Below are 20854 nucleotides of genomic sequence, written 5' to 3' on the forward strand. Positions count from 1 at the left end.
CAACGCCGCCGGACAAACCAAGCTGGATTCCTAACAAGAAACTACCAACAAAGTTTGAATCGAATTGTTAGGGCTCTCGTCGAGACGTCGGCGGGCAAAGGGACGCTGCCCTTCCACCGTTCGGCCACGTCGCTGGCTTCGCAATCCCGCTTGACAACTCACTGCGTGAGATTAGTCTTCGCTAATCTTACGATGTAAGGCCATACTTGGGAGGGAGTCATGCAGCCCGCCGCCTTGTCAGAATTGCAGCCCTTAGTCACGCCGGAGCCACGCTCGCCCGCCATCGGGATCGACGAGATATCCGGCGATCTCAGCCGCGTCATCGAACGCGCTGAGGTCGATGCCTGGCTCGATCTCTATCGCGCCGCCCCGGCAGACTTTGCCGCAAGGCAAGGCCTAGCCATCGCCGAAGATGGCGATCTCGTCTGGACCACCTGCACGACGATCCCGTTCATCCATTTCAACTGCGTCAAGAACCTTGGTGTCGATAGCGCGGCCACCGAGAGCCGGCTCGATACGCTTCTGAGGCATTATCGCGACGCCGGCATTCTGCGGCCCTGGTTCTACACCAACCCACACACCGAGCCCGCGACGCTCAGCTGCTGGCTCGAGGCGCGCGGCCTGCAGCGTCAGGGAGGCTGGGAACGCATCTTTCGCGACGCCACGCCGTTGCCAGCGGAGCCGCTTTTCCCGACGGAGGATGTCTCGGTCGAGCGGGTGACGCCGGCAACGGCAAGGGAATGGGCTGGGTTCATCGACAGCCAATACCGGTTGCCGACCTCACCGTGGTTACTGGCACTGGCCGGCCGGCGCGGCTGGCACCATTACATGCTGCGGCGCGACGGCGCGGCGGCGGTGCGCTCGATGTTCATCGGCACCGACGGCATGGCCTGGAGCGGCATCGACGCGCCGGTGCCCGGCATCATGGCGCCGAGCTTCGATCTCGATGCAATGCTCGGCGAAGCGATGGTGCGCGACGGACTTGCGGCCGGTGCAAAACTGTTCGTGGCCGATATCGAGGCGCCGCAAGCCGAACGCGACGGGCCGGCCTATCGCAACTATGCACGTCTCGGCTTCAAACTCGCTTATTTCCGCAGCCATTACAGCTATTTGCCGGCAAATTCCGGCTAACCGCTTCAAGACCCTAGCCGCACAGCCACAGCTTGTGGCAGGTCGTGGCCATCAGGTGGGCCGGCGGTACAAAACGATCGTTGACCGCCACATCATCGTCCGCCCGGCGGACCTTTTCTTCGAGCAGCGTGCGAAGTTCTGCCGGTTGCACGCGGTCGCGCTCCATCACCAGCTTGATCATCGGATCGCTCAAGAGTTCGTCCAGGGTGTTGATGCTGTCGTTCATTCCGTCGCCTCCTCGACTGCCGCCCGCACGCAATAGATAGGCAGCAATGATGGCCCGCCAATGACGCTTTGCCGGCTATCTCGTGTCGCTTTGGATTAAATTTTGTCCAGATTTCACCTCAAACCGGAGGTGGCGCGCCTTCATATTGCGGCAGGCCGTCGTCGATCTGCACCCAGGGCTGCTTCGAGGCGGTCCAGATATGCATCTCGGGCCTGAACACTGAGGGGTCATCGAGCGAGCCGGTGGTGACGCCGATGATGCCGGCGGAATCGCGCCGGGAAAACATCGTCGTGCCGCAGCGCGGGCAAAAGCCGCGCTTGAGATCGGGCGAGGAATTCACCATCGCCAGCGGTCCGTCGACCGTCACATCGTCGATACGGAACAGCATGCGCGCGTTGAAGGCGGCACCCAGCGCCTTCTGGCACAACCGGCAATGGCAGACGCGCTCATTGATCGGTGCTGCCTCGGCGCGGTAGCGCACCGCGCCGCACAAACACCCGCCCTGATACCCAGCCATCGCCCGTTTCCCTGCCTGTGAGGATAGGCGGCATACCTATCGATAGGCGCGGTAGCGTCAATTGAAAAGCTTTGATGGCGCCATCTATAGCTGTGATGCGACCGATACACGACTGGCCGATGCGCCGCGCCAAGGCCTCATTGACGAAATGCCGGCCGTCTCGCGGGAGACGGCCGGCAGACAATTGACTGCGTGTCAGTTCGTTTCGTTGACGACTTCGTCCCAGGTCTTGACCTTGGTCTCGCCATTGAGGAACGGCAGCGCGGCAGCTGTGAGCTCCGGCGCGAAGAACACATCGTAGTGGGTGCGGTTCGGCACGATCGCCAGGCGGTTCTGCGACAGGTTCTCGCGCATCCAGCCGGCGTCCTTCAATCCGCCGCCGAGCATCTGGTAGAATTTGATCTCGTGCTCGGGCCGGTACATGTCGCTGTCGCCGAACACCAGCATCACCGGCATTTTCAGCTTCGGCACGTCGGCGGAATAATCGTAGTCCTTGCGCATATAGGCGCCAAGTTGATCGAGGAGTTTCGGAAAATCCTCCGGATGCGGCGCAACGGCGACGTAGGATTTGTACATCGGCGTGTCCTTCATCATGTCAGCCATCGCCGCGCCGACCTGTGCCTGCTGGCCACGCATCTCGGCATAGAAGCCGTCCGCGGCGTAGGGGGTCGAGACCAGCACCAGCCGGCGCACCGCCTCGGGATGCTGCACGGCCATGCGGAAGGCGACGCCGCCACCCAGCGAATAACCCATGACGTCGACCTTGTCGTAGCCGAGCGCCTTGACGATCGCCGCCATGTCGTCGCCCATCGCCTCCAGGCTGAGCGGCCGGTCGCCGAGTGCGGTGCGGCCATGGCCCTGCAGGTCGACGCCGATGACGGTGCGGTTTTCGGTAAGCTTCGGCAGGATCGGCGCGAACATATCCGTCGTGCCGAGCCCGCCATGCAGCAGAAGCAGCGGCTCGCCCTTACCATAGACGGCGTAATAATAGTTCAAACCGTTGATCGGCAGCAGGCCGGATTTTTCCGGCTTCGGCAATGTTGCGGTTGCGGTCGTCATGGCGGGCTTGGCCTCCTCAGCGTTGATGGTGCCCGGCGCGGCAAACAGCGCGGCGGCCGAAGCGAAAATGGCGAAAAATATCGATCTGGACATGTCAGTCTCCCTCTCCCGTTTGCATCAAAGTCGCCTTGCGACTTCCTCGAGCTGTTCGGCGCACTGGCCCCAGCCCTCGTGAAAACCCATTTTCTCGTGCTGTTCGCGGTCGGCGACCGACCAATGCGCAACCCGGGCGACGTAGCGGGTCTTGCCCGTGCCCTCGTCCTCGAGTGTCACAATGCCGGTCATGAACGGTTTGGCGGAAGGCTCCCACGCCTTGGTATAGGCATCGGTGAAGACGAGCTTCCTGCCCGGCACGACTTCGAGGAAGACGCCGGGGTTCGCAAACTCGTTGCCGTCGGGACCGGCCATGACGACCAGGCTGGTGCCGCCGGCGCGAACGTCCATCTCAGCGCGCGGCGTCGTCCACGGCTTCGGCGCAAACCATTGCGTCAACAGCTTCGGCTCGGTCCAGCAGCGATAGACGTTCTCGCGCGGTGCATCGATGATGCGGGCGAGAACCAGCTCGCGGTCGGAGTTGGGGGCGATGTCGAGCTTGGTGGTCATGGTGTTTCCTCACATGTCGGGTTTGGCTTTCGTGTCTAGGACGAACCGGCAAGACGCAAGCCGACACGGTCCACGAGAAAAAATCCGCGGAACCGGAGATTCGAACGACGGAACCGAGTGGCTTCAGTGGCGCTTGGCTTGCACCAGATAGGCGTCGATCTCAGTCTCGCCGAGCCACTTGGCCGCTTCGAGCCGATGCAGGCCTTCGACCAGGATATGGCGCTTGCCGTCATGGCGCACCTGGATCGGCGTATTCATGCCGTTTTCCAGAATGTCCTCGGCAAGATGGCGGACGGTCTCGGGATGCAGCGTCTTCTTGCGCGCGGTCGGCACGTAAATGTCGTTGACCCTAACCTTTTGCACTCTCAGCATATCGGCTCCCGTGGCGGACAAGGCCGCGTTTTGTGAGATAGTCTGTTTGTCCGGCAAGGCCAAGGGAGCAGCCCGGCGATGACTGGCCCGATCGTTTCCAATTGACGCTTGGCCGGCGGATGGCCGAAATGGCGGCCTTCGACCTTAGCGGTGTCCATGAACCATCTGCCGACCGAGTTTCCCGATTTCGGACTGACGCCGGAGCAGCGACGCCAGGCGGTGCGCAGCCATTACTGGGAATGGCCGGGTATGGATGGCGGGCGCGGCGAAATCTGGTGCTACAGCGACCGTTTTTCCTACCACCCCGGCGAGATGGTGGCGCTGCATGTCAGCTCGACGGCCGCCAGTTTCGGCATCGCGATCGTCCGCGACGGCGGTACGGAAACGACGATATTCGAAAGGACCGGGATCGCGGCGCGCTGGCAGGATACGCCTGATCAGTGTTCGGTCGAGGGCTGCGGCTGGGAAGCATCGTTCGAATTTTGCATCGGCGACGACTGGCCGTCCGGCGCCTATCGCGTCACGCTTGAAGCCGACGCTCGCGACGGCAAGCCGATCCGCTACCACCATCTTTTCATCGTCGCGCCGCAGCCCGGCAAGAAGCTTGGTCGCGTGCTGCAGGTCGCGGCCACCGGCACCTGGCTCGCCTACAACACATGGGGCGGTTCCAACCATTACGAAGGCATCACCGGGCCAGGCCGCGACCAGTATGCACGAATAGTGTCGACGCAGCGGCCTTGGTGCCGCGGCTTCGTCGTGCTGCCCAGGGACGCGCCGCGCGTGCCGCTCGAAGTCGCCGTGCCGCCGAAAACCGTGCCGCGCTATCCGCATATGGAATGGGCGTTTGCCACCGGCCATTCGAAGAAATACGCCTCGTCCGGCTGGGCAAGCTATGACAGCCATTTCTTCCGCTTCGCCGAGCGTGCCGGCTACGCCGTCGATCTTGCCAGCCAGCACGATCTGCATTTTTCGCCCGACATTCTCGACGGCTACGACTGCGTCGTCTTCGTCGGCCACGACGAATACTGGACCTGGGAGATGCGCGATGCGGTCGACACCTATGTCGAGCGCGGCGGCCATGCGGCGCGCTTCGCCGGCAATTTCATGTGGCAGACCAGGCTGGAGGACGAAGGCCGCCGGCAGGTCTGCTACAAATACCGCGCTCGCGCAGAGGACCCGGCCTATCGCGGCGGCGATATAAGGCGCGCCACCAATTCCTGGGAAGCGCCGGAAATCGGCCGGCCGGGTGCGGCGACCTTCGGCCTCAACGCGACAAGAGGCGTCTATGCGGGCTGGGGCGGCTGCGCGCCGCGCGGCGTACGCGGCTTTCCGGTCTACCGGCCTGAGCATTGGGCGTTTGCCGGCACCGGCATCTACTATGGCGACCTGCTCGGCGCCGACAGCCATGTCTATGGCTACGAGGTCGACGGGCTCGATTTCGAGATCCGCGGCGGCCTGCCCTACCCCACGCCCGACAGCGGCGCACCGGACGGCCTGCAGGTGCTCGCGGTCGGCATGGCTGCCCAGGTCGAGGAAAGCGCCGACATTCCGTTCGAGGACCAGTTCCTCGGCGACGAGGACGGTCGCTTCACCGCCGAAACGCTGTTCGGCGAGGCAAGCGACGCCAATCTCGACAAGGTCAGACGCGGCAACGGCATGATCATCAATTTCCCGCGCGGCAAGGGCGAGGTGTTTCACGCAGGAAGCTGCGAATGGGTCGCCGGCCTGCTAAGGCAGGACGCGATGGTCGAGCGCGTCACCAGAAATGTCCTCGACCGCTATCTTGGAAAGCCATGACATGCTGAAGCCCCCTGTCCCGGAAGCCCGCGAAGCCTCGCATCTGTTTTATCTGTCCAGCCTGCGTCGGCCGCTGATCGACCGCGCCGAAGGCATCTACATGTGGACGCAGGATGGCCGCCGCTTCATCGACGGATCGAGCGGGCCGATGGTCGCCAATATCGGCCACTCCAACCGCAACGTGCTCGACGCGATGAAACGGCAGATGGACCGCGCCACCTTCGCCTACCGCCTGCATTTCGAGAACGAACCGGCCGAGGAGCTCGCGCGGCAACTGGCGGCCAAACTCCCCGAGGGCCTGGACCGCATCTTTTTCGTCTCGGGCGGCTCGGAGGCAACGGAATCCTGCGTCAAGCTGGCGCGGCAATGGGCGGTCGCCACCGGCCAGCCCAGCCGCTGGAAGGTGATCACGCGTTTTCCGTCCTATCATGGCGGCACGCTGGGTGCGCTCGCCGTCACCGGCGACGATGCGCTGGCCGAAACATTTGCGCCGATGATGCAAGTGATGCCGACCGTGCCGGCGCCCATCGCCTGGCGCGACCGCGACAATCTTTCGATGGAACAGCGCGGCATCCGCTATGCCGACATGCTGGAGGAGAGGATTCTCGCCGAGGGGCCGGACAGCGTGCTCGCCTTCATCATGGAGCCGGTCGGCGGCGCTGCCACGGCAGCACTGGTGGCGCCGGACAGCTACTATCCGCGCATCCGCGAGATCTGCGATCGCTACGGCATCCTGCTCATCCATGACGAAGTGATGAGCGGTGCCGGCCGCACCGGAAAATTCCTCGGCGGCGACCACTGGAACTGCAAGCCCGACATCGTCGCGCTGTCGAAGGGGCTGGGCTCGGGCTACGCGCCGCTCGGCGCGCTGGTGGCACCGATACGGCTGGTGCAGCCGTTGCTCGCGTCCGGCGGCTTCCAGCACGGCCATACCTATGCCGGCAATCCGCTCGCCTGCGCCGCCGGCCTCGCCGTGCTCGGCGAGATGGACCGTCTCGGTCTGATCGCCAACGCGGCTGATATGGGCAAGCTTTTGATGGACGAGCTGAAGGGATTGGCGAAGCGGTTTCCGTTCATCGCCGACGTCCGCGGCAAGGGCCTGCTCACCGGTGCCGAAATGGTCGCCGACCCAGAAACGCTGAGGCCGATCGAGCCGGCAAAGAAGGCCACCCAGCGCCTGCTCGACCTCGCCTATGAGCGCGGCCTGATCATCTACGGACGCAAGGTCAAGGGCGGTGTCGATGGCGACAATTTCATGGTCGCGCCGCCGATGATCGTCACCGCCGCGCAGATCGGCGAGATCGTAGCCATCATCGGCGACTCGCTCGAAGTGCTGGCCGGTGAACTCGACCTGCCGGTCGAAGGCTGAGGGGCGAACCATGGCGCTGCGAAAAGTCATTATCACCTGCGCCGTCACCGGGTCGGTGCACACACCATCGATGTCGCCGCATCTGCCGGTGACGCCGGACCAGATCGCCGCCGACGCGATCGCCGCCGCCGAAGCCGGTGCCTCGATCCTGCATCTTCACGCCCGCGACCCCAAGGATGGGAGGCCGACCGCCGACCCCGAGGTGTTCATGCAGTTCCTGCCGCGCATCAAGCAGGCGACCGACGCAGTGATCAACATCACCACCGGTGGCTCCTCGCTGATGACGCTCGACCAGCGGTTGGCCGCCCCGCTCAGGGCGGAGCCGGAAATGTGCTCGCTCAACATGGGCTCGATGAATTTCGCGCTGTTCCCCATGCTCGAGCGGCCGCGGGAGTGGCAGCACGAATGGGAGCCGAAGCTGCTCGAGGCGACCCGCGACACGATCTTCAAGAACACCTTTGCCGACATGGAGACGGTGCTCGAAAAGCTTGGGCGCGGATGCGGCACGCGCTTCGAATTCGAATGCTACGATGTCGGCCATCTCTACTCGCTGGCGCATTTCCGCGACCGCGGGCTGGTGTCGGGACCGCTGTTCATCCAGTTCGTGTTCGGCATCCTCGGTGGCATCGGCGCCGATCCCGAAAACCTGATCCACATGAAGCGCATCGCCGACAAACTGTTCGGCGACAGCTACCAGTTTTCGGTGCTGGCCGCCGGACGCCACCAGATGCCGATGATCTCGATTGCGGCGGCGATGGGCGGCAACGTCCGCGTCGGGCTGGAGGACAGCCTCTACGACGGGCGCCAACTGGCCAAGTCCAATACCGACCAGGTCCGCCGTATCCGCAGCGTGCTCGACGGGCTGTCGCTGGACGTCGCGACGCCGGCCGAGGCGCGGCAGATGCTGGCGCTCAAGGGCGGCGACCGTGTGGCGTTCTGATGGTTGCGCTCCGGCACACCCCCCTCTGGCCTGCCGGCCATCTCCCCCTCAAGGGGAGAGATCGGCAGCTTCGATCTCGCTGCCCACCCTGCAACGTTGGTGAATGGCGAAACCCGGCGCGACATCCAATCTCCCCCCTTGAGGGGGAGATGTCCGGCAGGACAGAGGGGGGGTGCCTGGGCGCCCTGCCTGCCGTGAGTACGCCATCCACAAACGTGCTTATCCGCCCCGGCCGGGTGGAGGACGTCGAAACCATCCACGCCGCACTCCTACGGCTCGGCGCGCATGTCGGCGCACATCAGGAGATCACCTCGACAGCTGCGGATCTCCGCACCTATGGCTTTGGCGAAAAGCCTGCCTTCTCGACCTTGATCGCCGAAGTCGGCGGCGAATTTGCCGGGCTTTGCCTGTATTTTCCGATCTTCTCGACATGGATGGGACGACCCGGCGTCTATGTGCAGGACCTCTACGTCGAGGACCGGTTTCGCGGCCGCAGGATCGGCGAGCGCCTGCTGCGCCGGGTGGCGGCGCAGTGCCGGAAGGCAGGCGGCGTCTATCTCAGGCTGTCCGTCGATACCGACAACGAGACCGCCAAGGCTTTTTACGAACGGTTGGGCATTGCCTGGTCGAGCTACGAGCAGGTGCAGAAGATCGTCGGCGACGCCTTTTTCGCCTTCGCCGATGCACCGGAGGAGCCAACATGAAAGCCTTTTATGCCGAAGAACAGAAGCGCCACGACCCGAAGGCGTTCCTCTCAAGCGGCGCGCCGCAGCCCAATCCGGAAAAGCCGGAACGGGTCGAGCGATTGCTAGCCGGCGCAAAGGCTGCCGGCTGCACGATCGAACGGCCGCGGGATCACGGGCTCGGCCCGATTGCGGCGGTGCATACGCCCGAATATCTCGATTTCCTCCAGCATATCTTCGCGCGCTGGCAGCGCATCGAGGGTGCCTCTGCCGAGGTCATTCCCAACATCCATCCGATCGCGCGGCACGGCTCCTATCCTGCCTCGGCAGTCGGCCAGGCCGGCTACCACATGGCCGACACCGCCTGCCCGATCTCCGGCGAGACGTGGCAGAGCGCACTGTCGAGCGCCTGGAGCGCGGTTGAAGCAGCCGAGGCGGTGATGTCGGGCGTGCCTTCAGCCTATGCGCTCTGCCGTCCGCCCGGCCATCACGCCTTTGCCGAGGTCGCCGGCGGCTTCTGCTTCATCAACAATTCGGCGGTCGCCGCACGGGTTCTGCGCAAGCAAGCGGCGCGGGTGGCGATCCTCGACGTCGACCTGCATCACGGCAATGGCACGCAGGGCATCTTCTATGCCCGGCCGGACGTGCTCACCGTGTCGCTGCATGCCGACCCGGTGCGCTTCTATCCGTTTTTCTGGGGCCATGCCGACGAGCGCGGCGAAGGCGCCGGCCTCGGCTACAATCTCAACCTGCCGCTGCCGCGCAAATCCGGCGACGCCGCATTCCTCGAAGCACTGGACGTGGCTTTCCAGCGTATCCGCGCCTTTGCGCCAGAAGCGCTGGTGGTGGCGCTCGGCCTCGACGCCTTCGAGGGCGATCCGTTCGGTGGGCTGTCGGTGAGCACGCCCGGTTTCTCGCGCATTGGCGAGGCCATCGCCGGTCTCGGCCTATCGACAGTCATCGTCCAGGAAGGCGGCTATCTCTGCGACGAGCTCGGCGACAATCTCACCGCCTTCCTCACCGGTTTTGGCGGCGCCCACAAGCGATGATCGGCCCGCGAGGCGCGCTCAGGATCGTTCCTGCCTCAGCATGGCGACAACGCGGTGCACACTCTCCAGCGTCTCGTCGATCTCGGCTGAAGTGTTGTAATGAGCGATGCCTATGCGCACGACGCCCTGGTCGGCCGGAATGCCGAGCTGGTGCACAATCTCCCAGGCGTAGTTGTGGCCGGACCATAGGAAGATGTTTTCCGCATTCATCTGCCGCACGATCGCCTCCGGCACGATGCCTTGGACGGTGAAGGACACCGTCGGCACGCGCTCATTGATCCGCTTCGGATCGGTGATGCCGTGGATGGTCAGGCCGGCAATATCCGACAGACCGTCGATCAGCCGTTGCGCCAGCGGGTTCTCGTAAGCGATCGACAATTCGAAGGCCTTGGTTATTTTCTGGCGGCGCGATGCTTGATCGCCGGCCGCCGCGCCCAGCTCGGCAAGATAATCGACCGCCGCCGACAGGCCGGCCATCAATTCAATTTGCGGCGTGCCGAGCTCGAAGCGCTCCGGCAGGGCATTGGACGAGCAACGGCATTTGTACGGCTTCAGCGCATCGACGACGTCCAGCCTGCCCCACAAAATTCCCATATGTGGGCCGAAGAACTTGTAGGCCGAGCAGATCAGGAAATCACAGCCGAGATTTTGGACGTTGATCAGGCCATGCGGGGCGAACTGCACGGCATCGACGTAGACCAACGCACCGGCCTGCCTGGCAGTGCGGGTCAACGCTTTCACCCGGTTGATCGACCCGGTGAGATTGCTGGCGTAGTTGAGCGCAACGAGCCGCGTCCTCTCGGAAAGCAACGCGGCAAGCGCCGCCTCCTCGATTTGCCAGCTCTGCTGGTCGAAAGGCAGCCAGCGCACGACAAGGCCAAGGTCTTCAGCCAGTTGCAGCCAAGGCGAGACGTTGCCCTCATGGTCCATGCGGGTGAGGATGATCTCGTCGCCGGGCTTCATCGTACGGCCAAGCGTTCGCGACATGTGGTAGGTCAGCGTCGTCATGTTGGCGCCGATGATAATTTCCTGCTGACTTGCCGCGCCAAGGAAATCCGCCATCGCCAGATGGGCCTCGTCGACGATGTCTTGGGCCGCGATGGTGGTCTCGAAGAAGCCGCCGAGATTGGCATTGGTGGTCAGCAGGCAGCGTGACACCGCGTCCACCACCGCCTGCGGCACCTGCGTGCCGGCAGGATTGTCGAGATAGATGCGCCTGCGGCCCTTGTCGGTCAGCGACAAGGCCGGAAATTTTGCGCGCACCGCGTCGATCCGGAAGTCCATGGCTGTTCCCCTCCCCTTATGATCATCGGACGATCACGTCTCGACGCCTCACGGGCACGGATTGCCGACGCGCTGGTGGATCGCATCGACGGCTTTCTGCATGTCCTCGGTCCAGACCACGTTGGCGGAAGAGAGCGCCATTTCGAGTTGCGAAATGGTGGTGGCACCGATGATGTTCGAGGTGACCAAGGGCCGGTTCGAGACATAGGCATTGGCAAACAGGGCCGGCTCCATGCCGAAGGTGCGCGCCAACCGGTTGTATTCGAGCTGCACTTCGGCAGCATTCGGCGTCTCGTAGCGCTGGCCGCGGTTGAACAACTGCGAGCGCGAGCCCTGCGGCCGCGCGCCATGATCGTATTTGCCGGTCAAATAGCCTTGCGCCAGCGGCGAATAGGCAAGCAGCGACACCTGCTCGCGCTCGCAGACTTCGGCAAGGTTCACCTCGAAGGTGCGGTTGACGAAATTATAGGCGTTCTGCAACGAGACGACGCGCGGGCCGAGGCCCTTGTCGGCTTCGGCAATGAAACGCATGACGCCCCAGGAATTCTCGTTCGACAGGCCGAAGTGGCGGATCTTGCCGGCCTTCACCAGCTCGTCGAACACACCAAGCGTCTCGGCGATCGGCGTCTCGCCCTCCGGCACGCCGGCGGCATCGGAGCGTCGCGGCACGGCGCCGATGCGGTTCGGATTGGCGCCCCACGGTACGTCACGTTCCGGCCAATGGATCTGGTAGAGATCGATGTAATCGGTGTTGAGCCTGGCGAGTGACTTATCAATAGCGTCGAAGATGTCGGCGCGCACCAGCTTCGACGGGCGGTCGCCGCGAAACCAGGTGTTGGCGGTGCGGCCAACCACTTTCGAGGCGATGATCACCTGGCCGCGATTGCGCTTCTCCTTCATCCAGTTGCCGATGATTGTCTCGGTGCGGCCCTGCGTCTCGGCCTTGGGCGGGATCGGATAGAGTTCGGCGGTGTCGATGAAATTGACGCCGCGCGCAAACGCCAAATCCATCTGAGTGTGACCGTCCGCCTCGGTGTTCTGCTGGCCCCAGGTCATCGAGCCGAGGCAGATCTGCGACACGAAAAGATCGGTCTGGCCGAGGCGGCGTTTGTGCATGGAGGTTCTCCGGCGGGAATTTTGCGCGGCTGCGCGAGGAGGAAGCAATAGCATACAGGAAAGCGCCGGCCGCTTCCAAGCCCGCCGCCGGCAGGCCAGGCGACTTTCCCAGGATGCCGGCGAACGGGGTTTATCCCCACGGCCAATAAAAAGCCGGACTGCATGTGCATGCAGTCCGGAAGTTCGCCAGGAATGGCGAGGAAAAACCGGCCAAATGCCGGCACTGACGCATACGGTCGAAGTGCCGCAGAAGTTTCGCCGGACCAGCCGAATTATGTCAAAAAAGATCGGGGCAGCATGGCTGCCATGCGAATGCTGCACTGCACAATCGTCATGATCCGCCTATATTGAAGGCCGTGGAGGTTTCAATAGAGGGCTTGAATCATGGGATTCTTCACTGAAATGTTCGCCCGTCCGCGTCCGCGGGAACAGCTGCGCTATCGCGCGGCACTGGCGCTACTCCATTCGATGAGCAATGCCGATCGCGCCGATATCGGCGTCAAGCCGGCCGATTTCCCACGCATCGCCCGGGAAATGTCCTTGCGCTAAACAGTGCACCGCGAGATATCCCCGCGCGGCCGGGATATCTCCTGAGCGAATCTCAACGCAATCCGAGGAAGATCGACTTGCCCAATGGCACGCCGTTGTGGCGCAGGATGTCATAGGCAGTGGTCAGGTGGAAATAGAAATTGGGCATGGCGGCATGCAACAGATACTGCATTCCTGGCATCGAAACCTCGCGTCCCGCAAGCCTCAGTTCGACCATCCTGTCATCTGAACCATCGAATTCGGCCGCCGAAAATGTCGCGAGATGAGCCAATGTCTTGCTAAGGCGGGCCTGCAGATCGGCGAAGCTCGCCTCATTGTCCTCGTATTTTGGCACCTCACGCCCGGCCAGCCGCGACGGCGCGCCCTTGGCGTGATCGGTGGCAATCTGTACCTGCCTGGTCAGGGCGAACATGTCCGGCGCCAGCCTCGCCGTGAGATACACCTGCGGATCGATCTTCCGGTCAGCCGCATTTTGCTCGGCAATGCTCAGGACGTTGGCCAGTGCCTTCAGCCTCGCCGAAAATACCGGCACGGATGCTTCATACATTGATATGGTCACAAGAAATCTCCACGCGGCCCGACTGCCGACGGCGAGAGGTAGCGCTTTCGCACGCGATTGTTCAAGCGTCACCACGTCGCCGCAATCGATATGATAGGATTTTTCATCGAGTGGAGGTTCCCGATGAGACGCGCCCTTTTCGCAACGGCCGCTTTTATCTCTCTTGCCGGCCAATCGGCGCTCGCCGCAGACGCGCCTTATATCGACGACAGGTCGAATGCCGAAGCGGTCATCCGGTCGCTTTATAGTGCCATCAGCCGGCACGAATTCGCGCGCGCCTGGGACTATTTCGGCGACACCAAGCCGGCCAAGGATTTCAACTCCTTCGTCAAAGGCTATGACGGCACCGACACGGTCGACGTAAAAACCGGTGGTGTGTCCGAAGACGGTGCTGCCGGCAGTATCTATTACAGCGTTCCGGTCGCCATTCGGGCGACGGCCAAGGACGGCAGCCAAAATGTCTTTGCCGGCTGCTATACGCTGCGACAGATCAACGCCTCGATCCAGGAACCGCCATTTCGCCCGATCTTCATCGACAAGGGTGCGCTGAAACCGTCAAGGGCCGATTTCGAAGATGCCGTGCCGGCAAGCTGCGGCGAAGGACCGCCGCCGCCGAAGAAGGACGCGGCGCTTGAGCAGGCCAAAAAGGCGTTTGGCGCCACCTATGGCGACCAATGTGACAAGGAGTTTCTAAGCACCGAGCCGGACATTTTCTCGATCCAGTATAAAGACAAGGATGCGGCTGCCAGTGATCCCGAAAGGGAAACGCGGCTTTTCCACTTCTCCTGCTCGGCCGCGGCCTATAACGAAAGCTCTATTTATTACATGAGCGACGACGTGCTCGGCGTCAGGCAATTGCAGTTCGCCGAACCCGAAATGGACATTCGCTACGAAAACAACGACAGCGAAGGCAAACTGCTGGGCATGACCATAGTTGGCTTCCAGACCTCCGGCTGGGCAACCAATTCCGATTACGACGAAGAGACCAAGACGATCGCTACGTTCAACAAATGGCGTGGCATCGGCGATGCCTCTTCATCGGGGACATATCTGTTTCGCAACGGCGATTTTTCCCTGGTCCAGTACGACGTCGACGCGTCTTACGACGGCGAGGAAAATCCGCAGACGGTCGTCGACTACAACACCGCGCCCTAGGGGGCCTTCGATAACATCCAGTTGAGTGTACCCCGCCAGTCGGTCATGCGGATTGGCGTGCCATGCGTGCCAGTTTCAAAACGGACGAAGCGGGTCGGATAGGTTCTCGATTTGGCTAGGATCGATCGGAAGAAGCCTTCCTGTTTCTCGATTGGAAACACCGGGTCCTTGCTACCCTGGCCGAAGAAGACCGGCACACGACGCTTGAATGCGGGGCTTGAGAAGAAACTCTCATCCCACAGCGAGCCGAGCAGCAGCAGCCCGTCGATGCGCCCGCCGGTGTCCTTGCGATCGGCCAGCTTCCAGCATAACGAACCGCCCATCGAGCCACAGGCGACGAAGATTTTTGCGCCCGGCGACTGCTCGGCATAGTGGCCGATCAACGCAGCGATCTGGGCGGCACCGGTGTCGCCGAAGTCGGAAAAATCCGGCGACAGATAGAGGCCGCCATTGCCGGCCATCAGGTTCTTGATGCGGTTGAAATTGCCGCCGAAGGTGATGTCGTCGGTGCCCTGCTTACGGCTGCCGCCCTGCCCGTGCAGGTAAAGCACGATGATGCTGGCGCCCCCGACTTTGCCGACGGCAATGTGGCGGACATCTCCAGCGTCGGTCTTCAGCAACAGATCCTGCTGCACCTTGCGCACGCCGGTATCGGTGTATTGCGCGTGCACACGACGCTCAGGCACTTCGTCACGGGCGTTGATGTCGCGCAACTCACGATAGTCGATGACCGTATAGGCGCCGTTGTTTTCGGATGAGAGCGTCGCCGGATAGGCGAACAGATCATCCTTGAAGGGTTTGAGTTCGAGAGCGTTGGCGTAGGCGGCACAAGAGAGCGACAAAAGAATCGCGATCAGCAGGGCCGGGAGGCCAGAGGGGGGCAAGCGGAACCGGAAGCAAGAACGAAAGGCCATCCCGCAGCCATGCGTTTTTCGGCTTCGGTTTGTCAATCCTGCAGCACGCCGCCGGCGCTTTCCAGCGCCTCGCGCGTGTCGACATCGACGGCCGCCCCTTCGCCGATCTCGACATCGATGACGTCGAGCCCTTCGGCCTCGACCAGATGACGGGCACCGGTATCGCCTTCGAGGTGAGCGATGGCGGCGAACAGCGAGCGCGGCAGCAGCACCGGGTTGCCGCGCCGGCCATTATGAGAGGCGCGCACCACCGATCGCCCTTCGGACTTGCGGAACGCCTCGATCAGCCTGTCGAGGTCGGCCGAGGCGACGCCCGGCATATCGCCGAGGACGATCAGGGCGCCGGCGGCGTCGCCAGAAACCTTGGCGATGCCTGCCTTCAGCGACGAAGACAGACCCTCGGCGAAATCCGGATTGTCGGCGAAGGTCACATCCATGCCCGACAGTGCGCTGCGCACGCGCTCGCGCTCGTGGCCGGTGACGACGATGGTGGCCGCGGCTTTCGAACCGACCGCGCGTTCGGCGGTGCGGCGGACCAGGGGCTTGCCGTCGAACAGCGCCAAAAGCTTGTTCGGCCCGCTCATGCGGCTGGAGCGGCCGGCCGCCAGAAGCACCGTCTCGACCCTTGGTTCTGCTTTGGCCGGCAGCGGCTCGCGCGGCTGCGGCCGCGTCGGAATTTCCATCAGCAGCCCGCCAACGCCCATGCCGGCAATATCCCTGGCGGTCACGTCGAGACCAGCAATCAGCCGGTCGAGCACCCAGTCGAAGCCGTTCTCCTTGGGGCTACGGGCGCAACCGGGCGCACCGATGATGCGCTTGCCGCCTAGATTGCCGAGCACCAGCAGATTGCCAGGATCGACCGGCATGCCGGCGCGAATGACGGTGCCGCTTGCCCTTTCGATGGCGGCGGGCACGACGTCGCCGAAATCGGCCATCGCCGAGGCGCCGAAGATCACCACCATATCGTTGTCGCGGATCAGCGAGGCGGCAGCCTCGGCGACGGGGCTGACCTCATGCGGGGTTCGACGCTCCGTCGTCAGCCGGCTGCCCGAACGCGCCAGGCGCGCTTCGGTGACGCGCAGCGTCTTGTCGAGCACGCTCGGCTTGATGCCGGGCAGCACCGTCTGGATGAGGCCGACGCGCACCGGCTGATAGGCGTTGACCGCAAAAATCTCGCCCTCGGCGCAGATCCTTGCCACCGCATCGACCAAAGCGAAGGCGACCGCAAACGGAATGATTTTCACCGTCGCAACCATCTGACCTTTTTCGACCGGCGCATGCTGCGCCAGCGTGGCGATGGTAATCGTCGGATCGACGGCATTGATGGCGTCGATCATCGCCGCGTCGACGGTGAATATGCCGGCAGCCTGCGCGTGGAGGTTGACCCTGCCGGTCGCAGCGCGCTTCGCCTCGATGTTGCGATGGATCATATATGCGGCGAGCTTTTCGGCCGCGGCATCCTCGCTGAGATCATCGGGCGCCAACACCGCCGCGACGACCTCGGAAATCCCGGAGGCCTTCAACAGGGACACATCCTCGGCGCTTAGCCTGTGCGCCTTGCGGAAGCGGCGCTCTCCGGCTGTGGTGGCGTGCGCCAGCACTGCCCCTTCGGCCGCATCGATCGGAACGGGACCAAATTTCACGCGACCGCGCCTTTGGATTCGAGGCCGCGAGAGCGAAAGGCGTGGATCGCTTGCGCCAACACCGCGACGGCGATCTCGGCCGGGCTGGCAGCCCCAATGTCGAGGCCGATCGGTGCATGAATGCGGGCGATCTGGTCGGCGGTCGCGCCCAAGGCCAGCAAGCGTTCGACGCGTTTCGCATGGGTCTTGCGACTGCCAAGCGCCCCGACATAGAAGCAGTTGGCGTCGAGCGCCGCCTTCAGCGCGAAATCGTCGATCTTCGGATCATGAGTGAGGGCAGCCAGCGCGGTATAGCCGTCGAGCGGCTGACGCTTCAGGACATCCTCCGGCCATTCGGCATGCAGCGCGATGTCGGGAAAGCGGTCGGACGTGGCAAACGCCGTGCGCGGATCGATGATCTCGACTGGATAGCCGGCGATCCTGGCCATCGGTGCAAGCGCCTGGCTGATGTGGACGGCGCCGATCACCACCAGGCGTGGCTGCGGCAGATGTGCGTTGAGGAAGAAGGCCCGTCCCTCAGCTTCGACCGACCCGGAATTGCCGGTGCGGAATGCCTTGGCGATGGCTGCCCCGAGTTCGCCGGCAACCTGGTCGCCCTCGCGCACGATACGGTCCCGGCCGTCACCAAGATCGGTTACCAAAACCGCCGCGCGGCGGGCACGACGTTCGGCGTTGAGTGTCTTCAGCGCGTAAGGATCCATCGACAATCAGCCCAATCTTTCGACATAGACCTTGATGCGGCCGCCACAGGACAGGCCGACCTGCCACGCAGTCTCATCGGCGACCCCGAACTCCAGCATCTTCGCCTTGCCGCTATCGATGACGTCGATTGCTTCGGTCACCACTGCGCCTTCGACGCAGCCGCCCGAAACGGAGCCATGGAAATTGCCTTCGGTGTCGATGACCAGATGGCTACCGACCGGCCGCGGTGCCGAACCCCAGGTTTCGACCACGGTGGCAATGGCGACGTCCTTGCCGTCCTTCATCCAGCCCTCCGCGATGATCAGCGGGTCGCGGGCTTCATCGAGATAGACACTGTGTTCCATGATTTTCTCCCTGGGAGACATGTGGTTATGCGACGCGCTTCGCGCCAGCCTGGATCCACCGGCGCGGGTCGACCGAACGCACCGAATTCTTGTCCAGCGACGCACAGAGATCGGCGAGCGCGTCGAGATTGTGCACCGAACGGAATTCGTCGACATGCGGCAGCATCGCCCTGACGCCGCGGGCGCGCGCCTCGAAGCCGTCGAAGCGCAGCAGCGGGTTCAGCCAGATCAGCCGCCGGCAGGATTTATGCAGCCGTTCCATTTCCTCCGACAGGCCGGCGACCTCGTCGCGCTCCAGCCCATCGGTGATCAGCAGTACCACCGCGCCTTGCCCCAGCACGCGGCGCGACCAAAAACGGTTGAATTCTGCCAGCGTATCGCCGATGCGCGTGCCGCCCGACCAGTCCTTTACCGCGGCAGAACAGTCGGCGAGTGCGGCATCGGGATCGCGATGCCGCATCTGACGGGTCAGATTGGTAAGCCTGGTGCCGAAGACGAAGGCGTGCACGCGCCGGCGCTTTTCCGTCAGCGCATGCAGGAAATGCAGGAAGATCCGCGTGTACTGGCTCATAGAACCGGAAATGTCGGCAAGCACCACCAGCGGCGGATGGACTTCGCGGGGCGAGCGGAATTTAGGCAGGATCAACTCGCCGCCGGTGCGCGCAGCCGAGCGCATCATGGCGCGCGGATCGATACGGCGGCCATGCGCATCGGCTTTGAAACGCCGCGTCCGAACCATGTCGAAGGGCAGCCGCAACTGGGCGATCGCTATCTTGGCGTCGGCCACCTCGGCGGCGTTCATCTGGGCAAAATCCTTGCCTCTCAGCACCTCGTTGCCGGAGAAGGTGAAGCGCGCGTCGACCTCGATCTCGGGAACTTCCTGCGCCGGCTGGTTCTTCTGGTGACCCTCGAACATCGCCTGGCTGACGCGGTTCTCGGCCGCGCGGGGTTTTTGCTTCCCTTTGTTGTCGGGAGCGATCGGCGAAAAGATCGCCAGCATCTTTTCGATCAGCTCGTGCGACTTCCAGAACAGCCGGAAGGTCTCGTCGAAGGTGGCGTGATCTTCGTGCCTCGAGACCAGCACGGCGTGCAGCGTCCAGTAGAAATCGTCACGCGAGCCGATGCCGGCAGCGAGCACTGCCTCGATGGCGTCTTTGACCGAGGCCGGTCCGACACGCATACCGGCCTTGCGCAAGGTGCGGGAGAAATAGACGACGTTGTCGGCGATCCGCCCGTCCGCCGTTGCCTCTTTGGGTTCCGCACGCGGCATCGCCCTACTCCGCCGCCGACAGCTCGGCCTTGACCTCGTTGAGGATGCGCCGGCCTTCGCCCTCACCGATGCGGGCAATATCGTCCTGGTATTTCAGCAGCACGCCAATCGTGTCGGAAACCGTCTCAGGGTCCAACGCCACCTTGTCGAGTTCGGTCAGCGCGCCGGCCCAGTCAATGGTCTCGGCGACGCCGGGCACCTTGAACAGCTCGATCTGACGCAGCTTCTGGATGAATGAAACGACCTCGGCCGAAAGCCGGCTGTTGGCCTGCGGCACCTTTCGGCGGACGATCTCAAGCTCGCGCTCGGCATTGGGATAATCGACCCAGTGATAAAGGCAGCGCCGCTTCAGCGCGTCGTGGATTTCGCGCGTGCGGTTGGTGGTGATGATGACGATCGGCGGCTCCTCCGCCTTGATGGTGCCGAGTTCGGGCACCGTCACCTGGAAATCGGAAAGGATTTCGAGCAGGAATGCCTCGAAGGCCTCGTCGGTGCGGTCGAGTTCGTCGATCAGGAACACCGGTGCGGCGCCCGGCTTGCCAGTCAGCGCATCGAGCACCGGGCGGCGGATCAGATACTTTTCGGAAAAGACGTTGCGTTCCATGTCGGAGCGGTCGACCTTGCCGGCCGCCTCCTCCATGCGGATTTCGATCATCTGCGCGGCGTAGTTCCACTCGTAGACGGCAGACGAGACATCGAGCCCTTCATAGCATTGCAGGCGGATCAGCCTACGGCCAAGGGCCTCGGCCAGCACCTTGGCGATCTCGGTCTTGCCGACGCCCGCCTCACCCTCAAGGAACAGCGGACGCTTCATGCGCAGCGACAAAAACAGCACAGTCGCCAGCGACCGGTCCGCCACATAATCCGCACCGGTCAACAGATCGAGCGTCTCGTCGATGGTCCGCGGCACGGGGCGCGATTTCAGCTCGGTCATTTGATCTCCATGGACGCGGCCATCAAAGCCTCTACAGAGCGTGGTAGCTGCGGTCGTGATAGATCAGCGGCCGCAAATTATCGCCGGTGCGCAGGCCTGTCACCTTGCCAAAAAGCACACGATGAGTGGCCAAATCCTTGGTGTCGATCAGCTCGCAGTCGAAGACGGCAAGCGCGCCCTTCAACGTCGGCGCACCGGTCGAGATGACGTCCCATTCGGCCAATGCGAAACGCTCCTCGACCGGCAGGCCGGTGATGCCGGAAAAGCCGATCGATAGCGGCTCCTGATCCGAAGCCAGCGTGTTCAGGGCAAATTTGCCGTTTTTCACAAACGGCTCGTTCTTGGGATTTTCACGATTGAGGCAGACCAGGATGGTCGGCGGCGTGTCCGACACCGAGCAGGCCGCGATCACCGTCGCGCCACGCTTGCCCGCCGGGCCGTCAGTGGTGACCACATGCACATGGCCGGCAAAATGGGCCATAGCGTCGCGGTAGGCCTGCGGCCCGATTTCATTCTTCTTCAGCACCGATGATTTTCCGTTAGTCAGAACCAGCCGTTATATATGACCGCATATTGCATGCCACAAGCGAAGTGCTTGAGCTATATCCCGAATTCGCGTGTTGCGCCAAAGCTGGCCA

23 protein-coding genes are annotated in these 20854 nt (G+C 63.1%); 8 read left to right on the forward strand and 15 right to left on the reverse strand.

Annotated features, from left to right (window positions below; all coding sequences use genetic code 11):
• Positions 1–219: 219 nt before the first annotated feature.
• On the forward strand, positions 220–1131 hold the full coding sequence (locus tag NKH89_RS15765; RefSeq protein WP_352817500.1) for a hypothetical protein: 912 nt from the start codon (positions 220–222) through the stop codon (positions 1129–1131).
• Positions 1132–1144: 13 nt separating this feature from the next.
• On the opposite strand, the gene NKH89_RS15770 is transcribed toward NKH89_RS15765, so the two are convergent.
• From NKH89_RS15770 to NKH89_RS15790, 5 genes are all read right to left on the reverse strand, one after another.
• Positions 1145–1357 carry a hypothetical protein gene (locus NKH89_RS15770; RefSeq protein ID WP_023717422.1) on the reverse strand — a complete coding sequence of 71 codons (213 nt, stop codon included), beginning with the start codon at positions 1355–1357 and terminating at the stop codon, positions 1145–1147.
• A gap of 118 nt (positions 1358–1475) precedes the next feature.
• Positions 1476–1874 carry a GFA family protein gene (locus tag NKH89_RS15775; RefSeq protein WP_023717421.1) on the reverse strand — a complete coding sequence of 133 codons (399 nt, stop codon included), beginning with the start codon at positions 1872–1874 and terminating at the stop codon, positions 1476–1478.
• Positions 1875–2069: 195 nt separating this feature from the next.
• Positions 2070–3026 (reverse strand): alpha/beta fold hydrolase, encoded by a 957-nt coding sequence (locus tag NKH89_RS15780; protein WP_023717420.1) that lies wholly within the window; start codon positions 3024–3026, stop codon positions 2070–2072.
• Positions 3027–3050: 24 nt separating this feature from the next.
• Entirely contained in the window at positions 3051–3536 is a 486-nt protein-coding gene (locus tag NKH89_RS15785; protein ID WP_352587676.1) for an SRPBCC family protein, read from the reverse strand.
• Positions 3537–3659: 123 nt separating this feature from the next.
• A complete protein-coding gene (locus NKH89_RS15790) occupies positions 3660–3908 on the reverse strand; it encodes a ParB N-terminal domain-containing protein (RefSeq protein WP_023717418.1) in 249 nt (82 codons plus the stop codon).
• A gap of 156 nt (positions 3909–4064) precedes the next feature.
• On the opposite strand from NKH89_RS15790, the gene NKH89_RS15795 reads away from it, so the two are divergent.
• The 5 genes from NKH89_RS15795 (at position 4065) to NKH89_RS15815 (ending at position 9746) form a co-directional block, all read left to right on the forward strand.
• Positions 4065–5705 (forward strand): N,N-dimethylformamidase beta subunit family domain-containing protein, encoded by a 1641-nt coding sequence (locus NKH89_RS15795; RefSeq protein ID WP_352909285.1) that lies wholly within the window; start codon positions 4065–4067, stop codon positions 5703–5705.
• Position 5706: 1 nt separating this feature from the next.
• Positions 5707–7074: an aminotransferase family protein gene (locus NKH89_RS15800; RefSeq protein WP_352909287.1), complete on the forward strand. Its 1368-nt coding sequence runs from the start codon at positions 5707–5709 to the stop codon at positions 7072–7074.
• A 10-nt stretch (positions 7075–7084) separates the two neighbouring features.
• Positions 7085–8014 carry a 3,5-dioxohexanoate:acetyl-CoA acetone transferase gene (gene kce, locus NKH89_RS15805; protein WP_352909288.1) on the forward strand — a complete coding sequence of 310 codons (930 nt, stop codon included), beginning with the start codon at positions 7085–7087 and terminating at the stop codon, positions 8012–8014.
• 149 nt (positions 8015–8163) lie between these two features.
• Positions 8164–8718, forward strand: a complete 555-nt coding sequence (locus tag NKH89_RS15810) for a GNAT family N-acetyltransferase (protein WP_502896896.1) — start codon at positions 8164–8166, stop codon at positions 8716–8718.
• A complete protein-coding gene (locus NKH89_RS15815) occupies positions 8715–9746 on the forward strand; it encodes a histone deacetylase family protein (RefSeq protein ID WP_352909290.1) in 1032 nt (343 codons plus the stop codon). The genes NKH89_RS15810 and NKH89_RS15815 overlap by 4 nt, the downstream gene beginning before the upstream one ends.
• 18 nt (positions 9747–9764) lie before the next feature.
• On the opposite strand, the gene NKH89_RS15820 is transcribed toward NKH89_RS15815, so the two are convergent.
• Together NKH89_RS15820 and NKH89_RS15825 are read right to left on the reverse strand one after the other, a co-directional pair.
• The gene (locus NKH89_RS15820; protein ID WP_352909292.1) at positions 9765–11030 is read right to left on the reverse strand and encodes a cysteine desulfurase-like protein; all 1266 of its coding nucleotides are present in this window, start codon (positions 11028–11030) and stop codon (positions 9765–9767) included.
• Between the two features lie 48 nt (positions 11031–11078).
• Positions 11079–12146, reverse strand: coding sequence for an aldo/keto reductase (locus NKH89_RS15825; RefSeq protein WP_352909293.1), 1068 nt, complete (start codon positions 12144–12146; stop codon positions 11079–11081).
• 384 nt (positions 12147–12530) lie between these two features.
• Here NKH89_RS15825 and NKH89_RS15830 point away from each other — a divergent pair, with 384 nt between their 5' ends.
• Positions 12531–12695, forward strand: coding sequence for a hypothetical protein (locus NKH89_RS15830; protein WP_023674744.1), 165 nt, complete (start codon positions 12531–12533; stop codon positions 12693–12695).
• A 52-nt stretch (positions 12696–12747) separates the two neighbouring features.
• Here the strand turns inward: NKH89_RS15830 and NKH89_RS15835 are convergent, their stop codons facing one another.
• On the reverse strand, positions 12748–13254 hold the full coding sequence (locus NKH89_RS15835; protein ID WP_023717410.1) for a DUF1993 domain-containing protein: 507 nt from the start codon (positions 13252–13254) through the stop codon (positions 12748–12750).
• A gap of 123 nt (positions 13255–13377) precedes the next feature.
• Between NKH89_RS15835 and NKH89_RS15840 the strand changes: the two genes are divergently transcribed.
• A complete protein-coding gene (locus tag NKH89_RS15840) occupies positions 13378–14409 on the forward strand; it encodes a DUF1176 domain-containing protein (RefSeq protein WP_352860914.1) in 1032 nt (343 codons plus the stop codon).
• Here the strand turns inward: NKH89_RS15840 and NKH89_RS15845 are convergent.
• From NKH89_RS15845 to NKH89_RS15875, 7 genes are read right to left on the reverse strand one after another with little or no spacing between them, the layout of a single operon-like run.
• A complete protein-coding gene (locus tag NKH89_RS15845) occupies positions 14406–15323 on the reverse strand; it encodes an alpha/beta hydrolase (protein ID WP_352855843.1) in 918 nt (305 codons plus the stop codon). The two genes, NKH89_RS15840 and NKH89_RS15845, sit on opposite strands and share 4 nt — an antisense overlap.
• Positions 15324–15355: 32 nt before the next feature.
• Positions 15356–16966 (reverse strand): NTP transferase domain-containing protein, encoded by a 1611-nt coding sequence (locus NKH89_RS15850; protein ID WP_352495811.1) that lies wholly within the window; start codon positions 16964–16966, stop codon positions 15356–15358.
• Positions 16963–17667 carry an XdhC family protein gene (locus tag NKH89_RS15855; RefSeq protein ID WP_352909295.1) on the reverse strand — a complete coding sequence of 235 codons (705 nt, stop codon included), beginning with the start codon at positions 17665–17667 and terminating at the stop codon, positions 16963–16965. Before NKH89_RS15855 ends, NKH89_RS15850 begins: the two co-directional genes overlap by 4 nt.
• Before the next feature lie 6 nt (positions 17668–17673).
• A complete protein-coding gene (locus NKH89_RS15860; protein WP_023717405.1) occupies positions 17674–18012 on the reverse strand; it encodes an XdhC family protein in 339 nt (112 codons plus the stop codon).
• Positions 18013–18037: 25 nt separating this feature from the next.
• On the reverse strand, positions 18038–19282 hold the full coding sequence (locus tag NKH89_RS15865) for a vWA domain-containing protein (RefSeq protein WP_352909296.1): 1245 nt from the start codon (positions 19280–19282) through the stop codon (positions 18038–18040).
• A 4-nt stretch (positions 19283–19286) separates the two neighbouring features.
• Complete coding sequence (locus NKH89_RS15870) at positions 19287–20216, reverse strand: AAA family ATPase (RefSeq protein ID WP_352909297.1); 930 nt, start codon at positions 20214–20216, stop codon at positions 19287–19289.
• Positions 20217–20247: 31 nt separating this feature from the next.
• Complete coding sequence (locus NKH89_RS15875; protein WP_023717402.1) at positions 20248–20742, reverse strand: flavin reductase; 495 nt, start codon at positions 20740–20742, stop codon at positions 20248–20250.
• Between the last annotated feature and the right edge of the window lie 112 nt (positions 20743–20854).

Source organism: Mesorhizobium sp. M0923 (assembly GCF_040319365.1).
GTDB lineage: Bacteria > Pseudomonadota > Alphaproteobacteria > Rhizobiales > Rhizobiaceae > Mesorhizobium.

Bases quoted from the DNA above. Each gene is read 5' to 3' on its own strand.
- NKH89_RS15870 (WP_352909297.1), bottom strand. From the start codon at position 20,216: ATGACCGAGCTGAAATCGCGCCCCGTGCCGCGGACCATCGACGAGACG.
- NKH89_RS15790 (WP_023717418.1), bottom strand. From the start codon at position 3,908: ATGCTGAGAGTGCAAAAGGTTAGGGTCAACGACATTTACGTGCCGACC.
- NKH89_RS15780 (WP_023717420.1), bottom strand. From the start codon at position 3,026: ATGTCCAGATCGATATTTTTCGCCATTTTCGCTTCGGCCGCCGCGCTG.
- NKH89_RS15860 (WP_023717405.1), bottom strand. From the start codon at position 18,012: ATGGAACACAGTGTCTATCTCGATGAAGCCCGCGACCCGCTGATCATC.
- NKH89_RS15810 (WP_502896896.1), top strand. From the start codon at position 8,164: ATGTCCGGCAGGACAGAGGGGGGGTGCCTGGGCGCCCTGCCTGCCGTG.
- NKH89_RS15770 (WP_023717422.1), bottom strand. From the start codon at position 1,357: ATGAACGACAGCATCAACACCCTGGACGAACTCTTGAGCGATCCGATG.
- NKH89_RS15865 (WP_352909296.1), bottom strand. From the start codon at position 19,282: ATGCCGCGTGCGGAACCCAAAGAGGCAACGGCGGACGGGCGGATCGCC.
- NKH89_RS15775 (WP_023717421.1), bottom strand. From the start codon at position 1,874: ATGGCTGGGTATCAGGGCGGGTGTTTGTGCGGCGCGGTGCGCTACCGC.
- NKH89_RS15765 (WP_352817500.1), top strand. From the start codon at position 220: ATGCAGCCCGCCGCCTTGTCAGAATTGCAGCCCTTAGTCACGCCGGAG.
- NKH89_RS15800 (WP_352909287.1), top strand. From the start codon at position 5,707: ATGCTGAAGCCCCCTGTCCCGGAAGCCCGCGAAGCCTCGCATCTGTTT.
- NKH89_RS15825 (WP_352909293.1), bottom strand. From the start codon at position 12,146: ATGCACAAACGCCGCCTCGGCCAGACCGATCTTTTCGTGTCGCAGATC.
- NKH89_RS15840 (WP_352860914.1), top strand. From the start codon at position 13,378: ATGAGACGCGCCCTTTTCGCAACGGCCGCTTTTATCTCTCTTGCCGGC.
- NKH89_RS15855 (WP_352909295.1), bottom strand. From the start codon at position 17,667: ATGGATCCTTACGCGCTGAAGACACTCAACGCCGAACGTCGTGCCCGC.
- NKH89_RS15845 (WP_352855843.1), bottom strand. From the start codon at position 15,323: ATGGCCTTTCGTTCTTGCTTCCGGTTCCGCTTGCCCCCCTCTGGCCTC.
- NKH89_RS15785 (WP_352587676.1), bottom strand. From the start codon at position 3,536: ATGACCACCAAGCTCGACATCGCCCCCAACTCCGACCGCGAGCTGGTT.
- NKH89_RS15820 (WP_352909292.1), bottom strand. From the start codon at position 11,030: ATGGACTTCCGGATCGACGCGGTGCGCGCAAAATTTCCGGCCTTGTCG.
- NKH89_RS15815 (WP_352909290.1), top strand. From the start codon at position 8,715: ATGAAAGCCTTTTATGCCGAAGAACAGAAGCGCCACGACCCGAAGGCG.
- NKH89_RS15795 (WP_352909285.1), top strand. From the start codon at position 4,065: ATGAACCATCTGCCGACCGAGTTTCCCGATTTCGGACTGACGCCGGAG.
- NKH89_RS15830 (WP_023674744.1), top strand. From the start codon at position 12,531: ATGGGATTCTTCACTGAAATGTTCGCCCGTCCGCGTCCGCGGGAACAG.
- kce (WP_352909288.1), top strand. From the start codon at position 7,085: ATGGCGCTGCGAAAAGTCATTATCACCTGCGCCGTCACCGGGTCGGTG.